Consider the following 14,761-nt stretch of genomic DNA (forward strand, 5'->3'; position numbering starts at 1 on the left):
CGGGGAAAGACGCTCGGCCCGGCCCGGGTGCACCGGTCGAGGCAGGCACTGCGGCCTCGCCCCCAGGCCTCTCGGCCAGTCCTCGGCCACACTCCTCCACCGCCGGCGGACCGGCGGCGGTGGAGGAGGCGGACGGGCGGGCTATTCGGCAGAGGTCGCCTTGAGCGCCAGCCACAGCTCCATCCGTACGTCCGGGTCGTCCAGTGAACGGCCCAGGATCTCCTCCACCCGCCGCATCCGGTAGCGCAGCGTGTGCCGGTGGACGCCGAGGTCGGCCGCTGCCGCGTCCCACTGGCCGTGGCGGGAGAGCCAGGCGCGCAGGGAGGCCACCAGGTCGCCCCGGCCGGTGGCGTCGTGGTCGCGCAGTGCCCGCAGCAGGCCGTCGGCGAAGGCGCGCACCGCGTCGTCGGCGAGGAGCGGAAGGACCGATCCGGCCGCCAGGTGCTCGTGCTCCACGCAGACGCGTCCGCGGCGGCGGGCCACCGACAGGGCCTGTTCGGCCTGCTTGTAGGCGGCGGACGCGGCGATGGGCCCGGACGGCGCCGACAGGCCGACGACCAGGCCCTCCTCGTCGCCGCCCGGCATCGGCTCCGGGTGGGCGGTCTCCAGCGCCGAGGCGTACTCGACGCAGGCGGCGACGGCCGCGCCGCCGTCCGTGGCCAGCACCACCAGTCGCTCTCCCTCCGGTACGACCAGCACCGACTCCCCGGAACGGGCGGCGGCCGACTCCACGACCTCGGCGAGTGCGCCGAGCGGGTCGCCGTCGGTGTCGGCGGCGGCCAGCGCGGCGGCGGAGGGCCTGGTCCGGGTGGCGGGCCCGCGCGCGTGCGGGCCGGCGTGCGTGCGCGCGGCGGACGCCGACGCCGCCTCGGCGACGACCATCCGGAAGGGCGCGTCCAGCAGGCCGCCGTACAGGTCTCCGGCGACCGTGCGCGCGTGGTCGGGTTCGCCGGCCAGCAGCATGCGCAGGACCGCCGCGTCTATGCGCTGCTCGGCCTCGTGCAGGGAACGCGAGCGTTCCGTGGTGAGTGTCAGCAGGGCGATGGCGGAGTGCACGGCGTACCGCTCGGCGGTACCGAGGGCGGCGGCCGTGCCGACGGCGAGTGCGGAGCGGGGCCTGCGGGAGGTGCCGAGGGAGTGGAGTTCGACGCGGTCGGCGCTCTCGGGGTGTTCCGCGGCTCCGCCGACGACGGAGGAGGCCGGTGCGGGGCGTTCACGCAGCCGCTGTACGTCCGCCGTGAGCCGCGCGGCCCTGCGGCCCGCCCACTCCGGTGCGGCGGCGACGACGGCGCCCGAGGCGTCGTACAGCGCCGCCCAGCCGTCGACCTGCGAGGCCAGCGCGGCCAGCAAGCCCTCCGGGCCGTCGGTCAGCGCCTGCCTGGTCAGCTCGCGCTGGGCGGCGAACCCCGCGGTGACCGCGCGGTACTGGTCGGCGGCGATCGCGGCGGACACGGCCTTGCTGATGGCGAGGAAGGGGGTGCGGCGCGGCACCTCCAGCAGCGGCAGTCCTTCCTGCCGCGCGGCTTCGACCAGCGCCTCGGGGATGTCGTCGTAATTGACCCCGACGGCGAACCCGAGCCCCACCACGCCGGCGCCCGCCAGCCGCTTCACGTACCGCCGCATCGCCTCGGGGTCCTCGGCGTCCAGCTTGAGGGCGGTGATCAGCAGCAGTTCCCCGCCCTCCATGTAGGGCACGGGGTCGGCGAGCTCACTGACGTGCGCCCAGCGCACCGGCACGTCGAGGCCGTCCTCGCCCGCGCGCACGGTCAGCTTGAGCGCGGAGTGGTGGACGAGGGAGGCGAGCGTGGGGGGCATGGGGCCTGGGCCTTCGGATCTGCGTCAGCGGCGCGAGGTACGAGGTCTGAGGTCGGAGGTGGAGGCATCGGGTCGGAGGGGTGCGGCATCGGTGATCATTTGGCCGCGGCGTATGAACGACCTGTGTCGATTCTGCCTCACTGTACGGTCCCCGGGCACTCGCCCCGGACAGGTCACCCGCGCAGGTCCACCAGCAGCGGCGGCGCGTGCTCCCCCTCGACGGTCGTCAGCGACAGCACCGCGTGTCCGGCGGGCACGGCGTGCGCCAGCTCGGACGCCGACCAGCGCTCGCGTTCGACCTGCCGCACGGTCACCGCGTCCGTCGTCACCGCCTTGCCCGTCACCAGCTTGCGCAGGGCGTGGAAGAACCGGGTCATCGGCTGGTCGGCGAAGACCGTGTGCTTGGCGACCTCCGTCGTCTCCACCCACTCGGTGCCCCAGGTCTGCGCGAACCGGCTGCCGTCCCAGGTGGAGACGCCGCAGAAGGCCATGCGGCAGCCCACCGCCCCGTAGAGCGGGCCGTGCAGCGCCTCGGGGACGTCCCCGATGGTGCGCAGGGCGAGCAGCACGCCCGCGTTCTGCGAACGCAGTCGCTGGATGCGGCGCACCGATTCCGGGGTGACCGCGCCCGTCGCGTCGTCCAGGACCAGGCAGGCGAAGTGCTCGCGCCGGCCCTCCCGGACGATGGCGTGGAACTGCGCGAGGACCAGCCGGGTGATCAGTCGGCAGGCCTCGTCGTGACCGTGCTCCGGAAGATCGATCCGCACCCGCAGGGGGTGGTGGGCGACCGCACGCAGAGAGAACGACCGGCCCGGACCGCCGCCACCGAGGAATCCGGCGAACACCGGCCGGTTCAGCAGTGCCAGACGGTCGGCCAGAGCCCGGCCCGCGTCGCCCGGCGTGCCCGTCTGGCGGATACGCGCATCGACTTCGCGGCGCATGACGTCGTTCCCACTCGCGGCGAGCTCCTCCCCCAGCCGGGTCAGCGCCCCCTCCTCGTCCTCCAGCAGCGCGTACAGCTCCGGCAGGGAAGGGAAGCGGCCGTGCACCGTCCGGAACGGGCCGAGCAGCTGCGCCAGGGCGGTGGCGGCGCGCTGCGCGCCGACCGTGTCGAGGTCGCCCACCAGGGCCTCGGCGAGGATCGCGGCCGCCTGGTCCGGATCGTCGGTCTCGGCGTACGGGTCGAGGTCGTGCACCGAGGACGGGTCCCCGATCCGTACGATCACGTCGAAGGCGCCGTCCGCGCCGATCCGGCTTCCCGGGGCGGACACGGCGACCACGGCACAGCTCCCGGCGAGCGCCTGGAGCGCGAGTGCCTCGGTCACCGGCTCGACGAGGGTGCGGGTCTTGCCGGACCCGGAGGGGCCGACGGCGAGCAGCGAGGTGCCGAGCACGTCCGGGCCGAGGGCCGCCCCGGCGTCGTGGTAGGGCAGCGGGGCGTGTTCGGCCGCCGCCCAGCGGCCGATGCGTACCTGCCCGGCGAGCAGGTCGTGGAGAGCGGCCCGGCGCGGCAGGTCGCGGGCGCCGGAGGGGTGGGTCCAGGCCGCACCGCCCTGGCGCAGGACGGTGTCGTGGAAGGCGTCCAGTGTGGCGCCGCGCCGAGCGGCGGCGAGGGCGTGCTCGACGCGGGCGCAGTCGACGTCGTTCATGCGGCCGCCGGCGACCTCGGCGGTGAGCAGTTCGGCGGCGTCGTGCCGGCCCATGTCGCGCAGGGCGGGCCATTGGGAGCGGGGACGTACGGGTGCCGGGACGCCGGTGGGGACGTCCGCACGGCGGGCGGCCAGCAGCTTGCGCGCGTACGGCAGCCAGCCGCCGAGGCGGGCGAACGGCCACACCACGAGCAGCGTGACGACCGCGTACAGGGTGTCCGTGTAGAGGCGGGACGCCATCAGACCGTAGCCGTCGAAGGTCAGCACGGTCAGCGAGAGCAGCGGATCGACGACCGGTACCGCGTCCCATCCGACGACCGGGAAGGCGTCGGGAAAGACGAAGCTGAGGACGAGGAGGGCGAGGAGGGCCGCGATCAGGGCGCGGGCGGGCTGAGGCCTGCGGGCCACGTAGTGGCGGACGACGGCACGCCAGCTGCCGAGCACGGCCACGGCGAGTACGAGCAGAACGAAGGCGAGGCCCTCGTAGACCACCAGCGCCTCCGCCCCCGGGGCCGCCACCTCCCGCCCCTCGAACACCTTGGGCGACATCAGGGTGCCGCCCCACCACCAGTCGTCCGGTGTGAACAGCCGCAGGAGGAAGTACTGGTACGACGTGACGCCGCGCTGCCACAGCGACCACACCACGATCGCCAGGGCGAGCGGGACCAGCATGCCGGCGACCGTCACCGGGGCGATCTTCTCCGCGGTCTCCTTGGGCGGGCGGTAGCCGTACCGCCAGATCCCGGTCCGGGCGGCCGGCCGCGCCTCGTCGAGCCAGGCGGCGACGGTCGACGGGGAGCGGGGTGGCTGTCCCGGCACCGGTGGCGCGCCCGGTGCCCGGCTGGGCCGCGGCGGCACGGCGGGCACCTGTGGCGGCCCCGCCGGACGCGGTACAGGATTCGCATGCGTACCCCGCGCGTCCCGGTTCCCGTCGCTGTCCATCGCCCTTGCCCCCTGACCAGCCGTTCCATCCACCATCAGCGAGCCAATCTAACGCCCTCCCAGGGGGAGTTCACCGCTTACGCGGCCGGGTCCGCGTCGACGTGTCCACATGTCGCCCCGTCCACCACCTGTCCATCGCGGACAACGGACTCCGCGGACAACGCCCACATGGAGCATGCCCGCTCCCCGGTCCCGGTCCTAGCCTGCGAGAAGAGAAGGCAAGCGTCCGTAAGATCCGCAAGACCCCAGGAGCCCCCATGACCGCCCTTCCGCAGGAGCGCCGCGTCGTCACCGCCATCCCCGGCCCGAAGTCGCAGGAGCTGCAGGCCCGCCGCACGGCCGTGGTCGCGCAGGGTGTGGGCTCCACGCTGCCGGTCTTCGTCACGCGCGCCGCCGGCGGCGTCATCGAGGACGTCGACGGCAACCGCCTGATCGACTTCGGTTCCGGCATCGCGGTGACCTCCGTCGGCGCCTCCGCCGAGGCCGTCGTACGCAGGGCGTCCGCGCAGCTGGCCGACTTCACCCACACCTGTTTCATGGTGACGCCGTACGAGGGCTACGTCGCCGTCGCCGAGGCGCTGGCCGAGCTGACCCCGGGCGACCACGCCAAGAAGTCGGCGCTGTTCAACAGCGGCGCCGAGGCGGTCGAGAACGCCGTGAAGATCGCCCGCGCGTACACCAAGCGGCAGGCGGTCGTCGTCTTCGACCACGGCTACCACGGGCGGACCAACCTCACGATGGCGCTGACCGCGAAGAACATGCCGTACAAGCACGGCTTCGGTCCCTTCGCGCCCGAGGTGTACCGCGTCCCGGTCGCCTACGGCTACCGCTGGCCGACCGGTGCCGAGAACGCCGGCCCGGAGGCCGCCGCGCAGGCGATCGACCAGATCACCAAGCAGGTCGGCGCGGAGAACGTGGCCGCGATCATCATCGAGCCGGTGCTCGGCGAGGGCGGCTTCATCGAGCCGGCCAAGGGCTTCCTGCCCGCGATCAGCGAGTTCGCGAAGGCCAACGGCATCGTCTTCGTCGCCGACGAGATCCAGTCCGGCTTCTGCCGCACCGGCCAGTGGTTCGCCTGCGAGGACGAGGGCATCGTCCCGGACCTGATCACCACGGCGAAGGGCATCGCGGGCGGTCTGCCGCTCGCCGCGGTCACCGGCCGCGCCGAGATCATGGACGCCGCGCACGCCGGCGGCCTCGGCGGCACCTACGGCGGCAACCCGGTGGCCTGCGCCGGTGCGCTCGGCGCCATCGAGACGATGAAGGAGCTGGACCTCAACGCCAGGGCGAAGAACATCGAGGCGATCATGAAGTCCCGCCTCACCGCCATGGCCGAGAAGTTCGACGTCATCGGCGACGTCCGGGGCCGCGGCGCGATGATCGCGATCGAGCTGGTCAAGGACCGCGGCACCAAGGAGCCGAACCCCGAGGCGACCGCCGCGCTGGCCAAGGCCTGCCACGCCGAGGGCCTGCTGGTCCTGACCTGTGGCACCTACGGCAACGTGCTGCGCTTCCTGCCGCCGCTGGTGATCGGCGAGGACCTGCTGAACGAGGGCCTCGACATCATCGAGCAGGGCTTCGCCCGCATCTGACCGAGCACGTGGCAGAGGTACTCGGGACTACCCGCCCGAGCACGTGAAGAGGCACCCGGCCGAGCACGTGCGCGAGCGCCCGAACGCGCATCTGAGCTGCGTTTCGCACGCCTGGCGCGGCGAACCGCAGAGCGTGTGAAGAACGTGTGCGAGGTGGATGGCAGGACACCGGTGGCCCTGTCCTGAGCGCACCCCCTGCCGTAGGTTCTACGCAGATGAGAGATACACCCCGCCCACAGGGGACTGTGGGCGGCATCTCAGGCCGAGGCCTCCCCAGCTTCGACCTGGTCGTGCCTCGCGCACACAACCGGAACCCGAGGGCTCCGGGTCTCCTCACCGATCGGACGGTCGCCCGCCCCACACCCCCCGGGGCGCGCGGCGTTCCGGTCAGGACGGCCGTTTCGGCACCCGGGACGGTGGTTCACCGAAGGGTCGGCGCACTCCCCCCTCGTGCCGGCCCTTCGGTGTTTCGCGCCGGCGGGCCTGCGAAGCTGGGCGCCATGCCGGTCTCCCCCCGCCCTCGCACACGGTCCGCCCTGGTCGGGCTGCCCGTCCTCCTCTTCGCGCTGATCACCTGGCAGGTCGTCGCCGACGGCCCGCTGACCGGAGTGGACGAGCGGCTGAGCAGGGCGCTCGTCCACCCGGACCGGTTCTCCGAACTGCTGGCCGACCTCGGCAACGTGCAGGTGGCGGTGCCCGTCCTCGCCCTCGCCCTGGTTTACGTCGCATGGCACGGGCGCGCCCATGGTGCGGACCGCTGGTGGCTGCCGCCCCTCGCCGGGGCCCTGGCGATGGTCCTGGTGCCGGCGCTGGTCGCCCCGCTGAAGGCGTGGACCGACCGCCCCGGCACCCCTGCCGTGCCTCCGGCCGTCGGCTACTACCCCTCCGGCCACACCGCCACCGCGGTCGTCGCGTACGGCGCGGCGGCGCTGCTGCTCCTGGGTCCGCTGCGCTCGCCGGCCGTCCGCCGTGTGCTCGTCGTGCTCTGCGTGGTCCTGGTCCTCGGTGCCTCCTACGGGCTGGTGCGCCGGGGTTACCACTGGCCGCTGGACGTGGTGGCCAGTTGGTGCCTGGGGGCGGTGCTGCTGGCCGGCGTCGCACCGGTCGCCCGCCGGAACTCACCGCCGGTCGGCCGGAGTACGCGCCGAAGGCCTCCTGGAACGCCGCGCACCGGTCCGTGAACTCCCCGTTCCCGGACCGGTCCTCGTGGAGCGACCGCGCCATCACGCCTCGCAGGCGGGCCGGGTGCCGTGACCACGCGGGCGGGCCGGGTGCCGTGACCACACGGGCGGGCCCGGTGCCATGACCACGCAGACGAGCCCGGTGCCATGACCACGCAGACGAGCCCGGTGCCATGACCACGCAGGCACGCCCGGTGCCGTGACCACGCAGGCACGCCCGCGCCCCCGGACGCGGCTCAGCTGTCGAAGCCGAGCCCCAGCCTGTCCATCGTCCGCAGCCACAGGTTGCGCCGGCCGCCGTGCGCGTCCGCGCGGGCCAGCGACCACTTGGTGAGCGCGATGCCGGTCCAGGCGAAGGGTTCCGGCGGGAACGGCAGCGGCTTCCTGCGGACCATCTCCAGTTCGGTGCGCTCGGTGCGCTCGCCCGACAGCAGGTCGAGCATCACCTCGGCGCCGAACCGGGTCGCGCCCACGCCGAGTCCGGTGTAACCGGCCGCGTAGGCGACCTTCCCCTGGTGCGCGGTGCCGAAGAACGCCGAGAAGCGGGAGCAGGTGTCGATCGCGCCGCCCCAGGCGTGGGTGAAGCGGACGCCCTCCAGCTGCGGGAAGCAGGTGAAGAAGTGTCCGGCGAGCTTGGCGTAGGTCTGCGGGCGGTCGTCGTACTCGGCCCGCACCCGGCCGCCGTACGGGTAGATCGCGTCGTAGCCGCCCCACAGGACGCGGTTGTCGGCGGAGAGCCGGAAGTAGTGGAACTGGTTGGCGCTGTCCCCTAGGCCCTGGCGGTTCTTCCAGCCGACCGAGGCCAGTCGCGCGTCGGTGAGCGGTTCGGTCATCAGGGCGTAGTCGTAGACCGGGACGGTGTAGGAGCGCACCCTGCGGACCAGGTTCGGGAAGATGTTGGTGCCGAGCGCGACCGCTCGGGCGCGGACCCCGCCGTACGGGGTGCGTACGGCCATGCCGGCGCCGTACGGCCGCAGGGTGAGCGCCGGCGTGTGCTCGTACACGCGGACGCCGAGGTCGAGGCAGGCTCGCCGGAGGCCCCAGGCGAGCTTGGCGGGGTTGACCATGGCCACGCCCCGGCGGTCGTACAGGCCCGCGCGGAAGGTCGGGGAGTCGACCTGTTCCCGTACCGCATCGGCGTCCAGGTACTCGACGCCGTCGGCGAGGCCCTTGGCGCGGATCTGCTCGTACCAGCCCTTGAGCTCGCGGGCCTGGTACTCCTCCGTCGCGACGTCGATCTCGCCGGTGCGCTCGAAGTCGCAGTCGAGGCGGTGGCGGGCGACCGCCGTCTCGATCGCGTCGAGGTTGCGGGCGCCCAGTTCCTCCAGCCGGTGGATCTCGTCGGGCCAGCGGGTGAGGCCGTTGGACAGGCCGTGGGTGAGGGAGGCGGCGCAGAAGCCGCCGTTGCGGCCGGAGGCGGCCCAGCCCACCTCCCGGCCCTCCAGCAGCACCACGTCCCGGCCGGGGTCGCGCTCCTTGGCGATCAGCGCGGTCCACAGTCCGCTGTAGCCGCCGCCGACGACCAGCAGGTCACAGGTCTCGGGTCCGGTGAGGGCGGGCTGCGGGCGGGGGCGGCCGGGGTCGTCCAGCCAGTACGGGACCGGCTGGGCGTCGGAGAGGGATTTCGTCCAGTCGTTGCTGCGACTCATGGCGCTCGGGGCCATGATTTCAACTCCCTACGAATGCGGTACGGAACGCACTACGCCTTGCGGCGGTTTCGGCGGTTGCCGATGGCCATGGAGGCCAGAACGAACAGCACGGCGATCACGAACATGGCCGTGCCGACGACGTTGATCTGGACGGGCGTGCCGCGCTGGGCCGATCCCCAGACGAACATGGGGAAGGTGACGGTGGAACCCGCGTTGAAATTGGTGATGATGAAATCGTCGAAGGAGAGCGCGAAGGCGAGCAGCGCGCCGGCGGCGATCCCGGGGGCCGCGATGGGCAGCGTGACGCGGACGAAGGTCTGGAAGGGGCCGGCGTACAGGTCCTGCGCGGCCTGCTCCAGCCTCGGGTCCATCGACATCACGCGTGCCTTCACGGCGGTCACCACGAAGCTGAGGCAGAACATGATGTGGGCGATCAGGACCGTCCAGAAGCCGAGCCGGGCACCCATGTTGAGGAACAGGGTGAGCAGCGAGGCGGCCATCACGACCTCGGGCATCGCCATCGGCAGGAAGATCAGCGAGTTGATCGCGCCGCGGGCGCGGAAGCGGTAGCGGACCAGTGCGAAGGCGATCGCCGTGCCGAGCGCGGTGGCGCCGAGCGTCGCCCAGAAGGCGATCTGGAGGCTGAGCGACAGGGAGCCGCACAGTCCGGCGACGCCGCACGGGTCCTTCCAGGCGTCCGTGGAGAACCGCTGCCATTCGTAGTTGAAGCGCCCGTTCGGTTTGTTGAACGAGAACACCGTGACGACGATGTTGGGCAGCAGGAGATAGGCGAGCGTCAGCAGTCCGGCGATGACGACCAGATTGCGCTTGAACCAGTTGACGAAGGCCATTTAAACCAGATCCTCCGTGCCGGACTTGCGGATGTAGAAGGTGACCATGGCGAGAATCGCGGCCATCAGGACGAAGGAGAGGGCCGCCGCCGTCGGATAGTCCAGCACCCGCAGGAACTGGGACTGGATGACGTTGCCGATCATGCCGGTGTCGGCAGAGCCCAGCAGGGAGGCGTTGACGTAGTCGCCGGTGGCCGGGATGAAGGTCAGCAGCGTCCCGGAGACGACGCCCGGCATCGACAGCGGGAAGGTGACCCTGCGGAAGACCGTGGACGGCTTGGCGTACAGGTCGCCGGCCGCCTCGTGCAGCCGGCCGTCGATGCGCTCCAGTGACGTGTACAGCGGAAGGATCATGAAGGGGAGGAAGTTGTACGTCAGACCGCAGACCACCGCGAGCGGTGTGGCCAGTACGCGGTCGCCGGCCGTCCAGCCGAGCCAGCTGGTGACGTCCAGAACGTGCAGCGTGTTCAGGACGCCGACCAGCGGCCCGCCGTCCGCGAGGATCGTCTTCCAGGCCAGGGTGCGGATCAGGAAGCTGGTGAAGAACGGCGCGATCACCAGGATCATGATCAGGTTGCGCCAGCGGCCCGCGCGGAACGCGATCAGGTAGGCGAGCGGATAGCCGAGCAGCAGGCACAGCACGGTCGCGGAGGCCGCGTAGGCGACCGAGCGCAGGAACTGCGGCCAGTACTCGGACACCGCGTCCCAGTAGGTGACGAAGTGCCAGGTGACCTCGTAGCCCTCCTCCAGCGAGCCCGTCTGCACGGACGTGGAGGCCTGGTAGATCATCGGCGCGGCGAAGAAGACGACCAGCCACAGGATGCCGGGCAGCAGCAGCCAGTACGGCGTCCAGCGGCCCCTCTTGCGCGGGGGCTTCTGCTCCGGCGCGGGCGGGGAGAGCGGTGGTGGCGCCTCGGTGAGGGTGGACATCAGGCGGCCTCGCCCTCGGCGACGCCCGCGTCGATGTCCTGGGTGGCGTCCAGACCGAAGGTGTGCGCCGGGTTCCAGTGCAGGACGACGTCGGCGCCGGGGGCGAGCCGGGCGTCGCGGTCGATGTTCTGGGCGTAGACCTCGAACTCGGGGCAGGCCGCGCAGTCGACCACGTACTGCGTGGAGACGCCGATGAAACTGGTGCTGCTGATCCGGCCGGTGATGCGGTTGCGGCCCTCGGGGACGGAGCCGGCGTCGTCCGCGTGGGTGATGCCGATCTTCTCCGGGCGTACGCCCACCAGTACCCTGCCGCCCGCCCGGGCCGGCGCGGAACACCGGGCGCCGGGCAGGACCAGCTTGTCGCCGGCCGCCTTCACCACGACGTCGTCGCCGCTGCGGGTGTCGACCTCTGCCTCGATGAGGTTGGAGGTGCCGAGGAAGTTGGCGACGAAGGTGGTCCGCGGGTTCTCGTACAGGTCGGCGGGGGCGCCCAGCTGCTCGACCCGGCCGGCGTTCATCACGGCGACCTGGTCGGCCATCGTCATGGCCTCCTCCTGGTCGTGCGTGACGTGCACGAAGGTGATGCCGACCTCGGTCTGGATGCGCTTGAGCTCCAGCTGCATCTGGCGGCGCAGCTTGAGGTCGAGGGCGCCGAGCGGTTCGTCGAGGAGGAGCACCTTGGGGTGGTTGATCAGGGCGCGGGCGACGGCGACGCGCTGCTGCTGGCCGCCGGAGAGCTGGTGCGGCTTCTTGCGGGCCTGCTCGCCGAGCTGGACGAGGTCGAGCATCTCCCCGACCTGCTTCTTCACGCTCTTGATGCCGCGCCGGCGAAGGCCGAAGGCGACGTTCTCGAAGATGTCGAGGTGCGGGAAGAGGGCGTAGGACTGGAAGACCGTGTTGACCGGCCGTTTGTACGGCGGGAGCGCGGTCACGTCCTGGTCGCCGAGGTGGACGGTGCCGCCGCTGGGCTCCTCCAGTCCGGCGATCATGCGCAGGGTGGTGGTCTTGCCGCAGCCGGAGGCGCCGAGCAGGGCGAAGAAGGAACCCTGGGGCACGGTCAGGTCGAGCGGGTGCACGGCGGTGAAGGAGCCGTAGGTCTTGCTGATGCCGGCGAGGCGGACGTCGCCGCCGCGGTCCGTCGCGTCCGGCTGGGTCTTCGTCGTATTCGTCGTCGTCATCGTCGTCACGCCCCAGTGAGCTTCGCGAACTTCTCTTCGTAGGCCGTCTCTTCCTTCGGACTCAGCGAGCGGAAGGCACGGGAGAGGGCCTGCATGGCCTTGTCGGGAATGATCAGCGGGTTGTTCGCCGCGTCCTCGTCGATCTTCGCAAGCTCGTCCTTCACACCGTCGACGGGACAGACGAAGTTGATGTAGGCGGCGAGCTGCGCGGCCGGGCCCGGCTCGTAGTAGTAGTCGATGAGCCGCTCGGCGTTCGTCTTGTGCCGGGCCTTGTTGGGGACCAGCATGTTGTCGCTGGACGTGATGTATCCGCTGTCCGGGATGACGAAGTCGACGTCCGGGTTGTCCGCCTTGAGCTGGACGACGTCCCCGGCCCAGGCCAGACAGGCCGCGAAGTCGCCCTTGCTGATGTCGGCGGTGTAGTCGTTGCCGGTGAAGCGGCGTATCTGGCCGCTGTCGACGCCCTTCTGGAGCCGGGCGATCGCCGCGTCGTAGTCGTCGTCGGAGAAGCGGGCCGGGTCCTTGCCCATGTCCAGCAGCACCATGCCGACGGTGTCGCGCATCTCGGTGAGGAAGCCGACGCGGCCCTTGAGCTTGGGGTTGTCGAGCAGGTCGGAGACCGTCCTCACCTCGACGCCGTCCAGCGCCTTCTTGTTGTAGGCGATGACGGTCGAGATGCCCTGCCAGGGGTACGAGTAGGCGCGGCCCGGGTCCCAGTCGGGGGTGCGGAACTGCGGCGACAGGTTGGCGAAGGCGTGCGGCAAGTTGGCCGGGTCCAGTTTCTGGACCCAGCCGAGGCGGATCAGCCGGGCGGCGAGCCAGTCGGTGAGCACGATGATGTCGCGCCCGGTCTCCTGTCCGGCGGAGAGCTGCGGCTGGATCTTGCCGAAGAACTCGCCGTTGTCGTTGATGTCCTCGGTGTACTTGACCTTGACGCCGGTGCGCTTCGTGAACGCCTCCAGCGTGGGGTGGCGCCGGCCGCTCTCGTCGACGTCCATGTACTCGGTCCAGTTGGAGAAGTCGACTGCCTTCTCCTCCTTGGACCGGTCGTCGGACGACACCCCGCCCTCGGTCTTGCCGGCCGGCGGGATGCCGCAGGCGCTCAGCGTGCCGAGTCCGCCGACCGCGAGCGCGCCGCCCGCGGAGGCGCGCAGCAGTGAGCGGCGGGTGAGGGCGGCCCTGCCGCTGGTGAAACTGCGCCGCATGGCGGCCACTCGGGCCGGGGACAGGCGGTCGGGCTCGTACTGCTCCATGCGCGTGGTTGCCCTTTCGGGTGGGTCGGCCGTGGTCGGCGGCCTCTCGTCGTGACTATCGGTCCCCGAAGACGGTGCGGTGCCAGTCCTTGGCCGCCACCGCGGTGTTGTCGAACATGACGTGCTTGACCTGCGTGTACTCCTCGAAGGAGTAGGCGGACATGTCCTTGCCGAAGCCGGACGCCTGGTATCCGCCGTGCGGCATCTCGCTGATGATCGGAATGTGGTCGTTGATCCACACGCAGCCCGCCTTGATCTCGCGGGTGGCGCGGTTCGCCCGGTACACGTCCCGGCTCCAGGCGGAGGCGGCGAGCCCGTACGGCGTGTCGTTGGCCAGCCGGATGCCCTCGTCGTCGGTGTCGAAGGGCAGGACGACCAGGACCGGCCCGAAGATCTCGGACTGGACGGCCTCGCTGTCCTGCGCGGCGTCGGCGATGAGGGTGGGCCGGTAGTAGGCGCCGTCCTTCAGATCGCCCTGCGGTGCCTCGCCGCCGCACACCACGCGCGCGTAGGAGCGGGCCCGGTCGACGAAGCCGGCGACGCGGTCCCGCTGGACGTGGCTGACCAGTGGTCCGAGGTCGGTGCCGGGGGCGAAGGGGTCGCCGACGCGGACGGTGTCCATGAGGGCGGCGGTCCTCTCGACGAACGCCTCGTAGAGGGGCCGCTGTACGTACGCGCGCGTGGCGGCCGTGCAGTCCTGGCCGGTGTTGATGAGGGCGCCCGCGACGGCTCCGTTGACGGCGGCGTCGAGGTCGGCGTCGTCGAAGACGAGGAAGGGCGCCTTGCCGCCGAGTTCCAGGTGGAGGCGCTTGACGGTGGCCGTGGCGACCTCGGCGACGCGCTTGCCGACGGCGGTGGAGCCGGTGAAGGAGGTCATGGCGACGTCCGGGTGGCCGACGAGGTGCTCGCCGGCCTCCCGTCCGGTCCCGCTGACGATGTTGATCACGCCGTCGGGGATGCCGGCCGCGGTCGCCGCCTGGGCGAACATCAGGGAGGTCAACGGCGTGATCTCGGCGGGCTTCAGCACGATGGTGTTGCCCGCGGCGATCGCCGGCAGGATCTTCCAGGCGGCCATCTGGAGGGGGTAGTTCCAGGGCGCGATCGACCCGACGACGCCGATCGGCTCGCGGCGCACGTACGAGGTGTGGTCGCCGGAGTACTCCCCCGCCGACTGGCCCTGCAACTGCCGGGCGGCACCCGCGAAGAAGGACGCGTTGTCGACCGTGCCCGGCACGTCGAACTCACGGGTCAGCTTCAGCGGCTTCCCGCACTGCAGGGACTCCGCACGGGCGAAGTCCTCGGCGCGGTCGGCGAGGACGGCGGCGAACCGGTGCAGGGCGTCGGAACGCTCCCCCGGGGTGGCGCCGGCCCAGCCGGGGAACGCCTCGCGCGCGGCGGCGACGGCCGCGTCGACGTCGTCGGGACCGGCGAGCTCGTAGGTGAGGACGTCCTCGCCGGTCGCCGGGTCGACGACCGTGTGCGCGCGTCCGGAAGTACCCTTCGTCAGACGGCCCGCGATGTACTGGGCCCCCTCCGAGAAGCGGTCCTGGGCCGGGAATCGGTCCGCGGTGGCGTGGTCCGGGCTGTGCATGTCGGCTCTCCTCGGTCTCCCCGTGACGGGGGCCGGCGTGGCTCAGGCTCGATGTGAGTGCCGATCCTGACAGAGCACCAGACCTCCAACAAGTGATTCCGTTGTTGCCATTTGGTTACGCGACGGAATC

Annotated in this window: 10 protein-coding genes; 2 read left to right on the forward strand and 8 right to left on the reverse strand. The window is 71.7% G+C overall.

Annotated features, from left to right (window positions below; translation table 11 throughout):
• Positions 1–141 precede the first annotated feature (141 nt).
• Both ACP4J0_RS20595 and ACP4J0_RS20600 read right to left on the reverse strand, forming a co-directional pair.
• Positions 142–1,815, reverse strand: coding sequence for a PucR family transcriptional regulator (locus ACP4J0_RS20595; RefSeq protein WP_426600140.1), 1,674 nt, complete (start codon positions 1,813–1,815; stop codon positions 142–144).
• Positions 1,816–1,988: 173 nt separating this feature from the next.
• Positions 1,989–4,406 carry an ATP/GTP-binding protein gene (locus ACP4J0_RS20600; RefSeq protein ID WP_426600141.1) on the reverse strand — a complete coding sequence of 806 codons (2,418 nt, stop codon included), beginning with the start codon at positions 4,404–4,406 and terminating at the stop codon, positions 1,989–1,991.
• A gap of 257 nt (positions 4,407–4,663) precedes the next feature.
• Between ACP4J0_RS20600 and gabT the strand changes: the two genes are divergently transcribed.
• The gene (gene gabT, locus ACP4J0_RS20605; protein ID WP_426600142.1) at positions 4,664–5,998 is read left to right on the forward strand and encodes a 4-aminobutyrate--2-oxoglutarate transaminase; all 1,335 of its coding nucleotides are present in this window, start codon (positions 4,664–4,666) and stop codon (positions 5,996–5,998) included.
• A 500-nt stretch (positions 5,999–6,498) separates the two neighbouring features.
• Positions 6,499–7,179, forward strand: a complete 681-nt coding sequence (locus ACP4J0_RS20610) for a phosphatase PAP2 family protein (RefSeq protein ID WP_426600143.1) — start codon at positions 6,499–6,501, stop codon at positions 7,177–7,179.
• A gap of 236 nt (positions 7,180–7,415) precedes the next feature.
• On the opposite strand, the gene ACP4J0_RS20615 is transcribed toward ACP4J0_RS20610, so the two are convergent.
• Genes ACP4J0_RS20615 through ACP4J0_RS20640 form a run of 6 tightly spaced genes read right to left on the reverse strand, consistent with a single transcriptional unit; the run spans position 7,416 to position 14,631 of the window.
• Positions 7,416–8,843 carry an NAD(P)/FAD-dependent oxidoreductase gene (locus ACP4J0_RS20615; RefSeq protein ID WP_426600144.1) on the reverse strand — a complete coding sequence of 476 codons (1,428 nt, stop codon included), beginning with the start codon at positions 8,841–8,843 and terminating at the stop codon, positions 7,416–7,418.
• Between the two features lie 35 nt (positions 8,844–8,878).
• The gene (locus ACP4J0_RS20620) at positions 8,879–9,679 is read right to left on the reverse strand and encodes an ABC transporter permease (RefSeq protein WP_426600145.1); all 801 of its coding nucleotides are present in this window, start codon (positions 9,677–9,679) and stop codon (positions 8,879–8,881) included.
• Positions 9,680–10,609 carry an ABC transporter permease gene (locus ACP4J0_RS20625; RefSeq protein WP_426600146.1) on the reverse strand — a complete coding sequence of 310 codons (930 nt, stop codon included), beginning with the start codon at positions 10,607–10,609 and terminating at the stop codon, positions 9,680–9,682.
• Complete coding sequence (locus ACP4J0_RS20630) at positions 10,609–11,787, reverse strand: ABC transporter ATP-binding protein (RefSeq protein ID WP_426600147.1); 1,179 nt, start codon at positions 11,785–11,787, stop codon at positions 10,609–10,611. Before ACP4J0_RS20630 ends, ACP4J0_RS20625 begins: the two co-directional genes overlap by 1 nt.
• A gap of 5 nt (positions 11,788–11,792) precedes the next feature.
• Positions 11,793–13,040, reverse strand: a complete 1,248-nt coding sequence (locus ACP4J0_RS20635; RefSeq protein ID WP_426600148.1) for a polyamine ABC transporter substrate-binding protein — start codon at positions 13,038–13,040, stop codon at positions 11,793–11,795.
• A 55-nt stretch (positions 13,041–13,095) separates the two neighbouring features.
• Positions 13,096–14,631: a gamma-aminobutyraldehyde dehydrogenase gene (locus ACP4J0_RS20640; protein WP_426600149.1), complete on the reverse strand. Its 1,536-nt coding sequence runs from the start codon at positions 14,629–14,631 to the stop codon at positions 13,096–13,098.
• Positions 14,632–14,761: the final 130 nt, after the last annotated feature.

It is taken from the genome of Streptomyces sp. WG7 (assembly GCF_049975785.1).
GTDB lineage: Bacteria > Actinomycetota > Actinomycetes > Streptomycetales > Streptomycetaceae > Streptomyces.

Coding starts and splice junctions, on each gene's coding strand:
- ACP4J0_RS20595 (WP_426600140.1), bottom strand. CDS start 1,815: ATGCCCCCCACGCTCGCCTCCCTCGTCCACCACTCCGCGCTCAAGCTG.
- ACP4J0_RS20600 (WP_426600141.1), bottom strand. CDS start 4,406: ATGGACAGCGACGGGAACCGGGACGCGCGGGGTACGCATGCGAATCCT.
- gabT (WP_426600142.1), top strand. CDS start 4,664: ATGACCGCCCTTCCGCAGGAGCGCCGCGTCGTCACCGCCATCCCCGGC.
- ACP4J0_RS20610 (WP_426600143.1), top strand. CDS start 6,499: ATGCCGGTCTCCCCCCGCCCTCGCACACGGTCCGCCCTGGTCGGGCTG.
- ACP4J0_RS20615 (WP_426600144.1), bottom strand. CDS start 8,843: ATGGCCCCGAGCGCCATGAGTCGCAGCAACGACTGGACGAAATCCCTC.
- ACP4J0_RS20620 (WP_426600145.1), bottom strand. CDS start 9,679: ATGGCCTTCGTCAACTGGTTCAAGCGCAATCTGGTCGTCATCGCCGGA.
- ACP4J0_RS20625 (WP_426600146.1), bottom strand. CDS start 10,609: ATGTCCACCCTCACCGAGGCGCCACCACCGCTCTCCCCGCCCGCGCCG.
- ACP4J0_RS20630 (WP_426600147.1), bottom strand. CDS start 11,787: ATGACGACGACGAATACGACGAAGACCCAGCCGGACGCGACGGACCGC.
- ACP4J0_RS20635 (WP_426600148.1), bottom strand. CDS start 13,040: ATGGAGCAGTACGAGCCCGACCGCCTGTCCCCGGCCCGAGTGGCCGCC.
- ACP4J0_RS20640 (WP_426600149.1), bottom strand. CDS start 14,631: ATGCACAGCCCGGACCACGCCACCGCGGACCGATTCCCGGCCCAGGAC.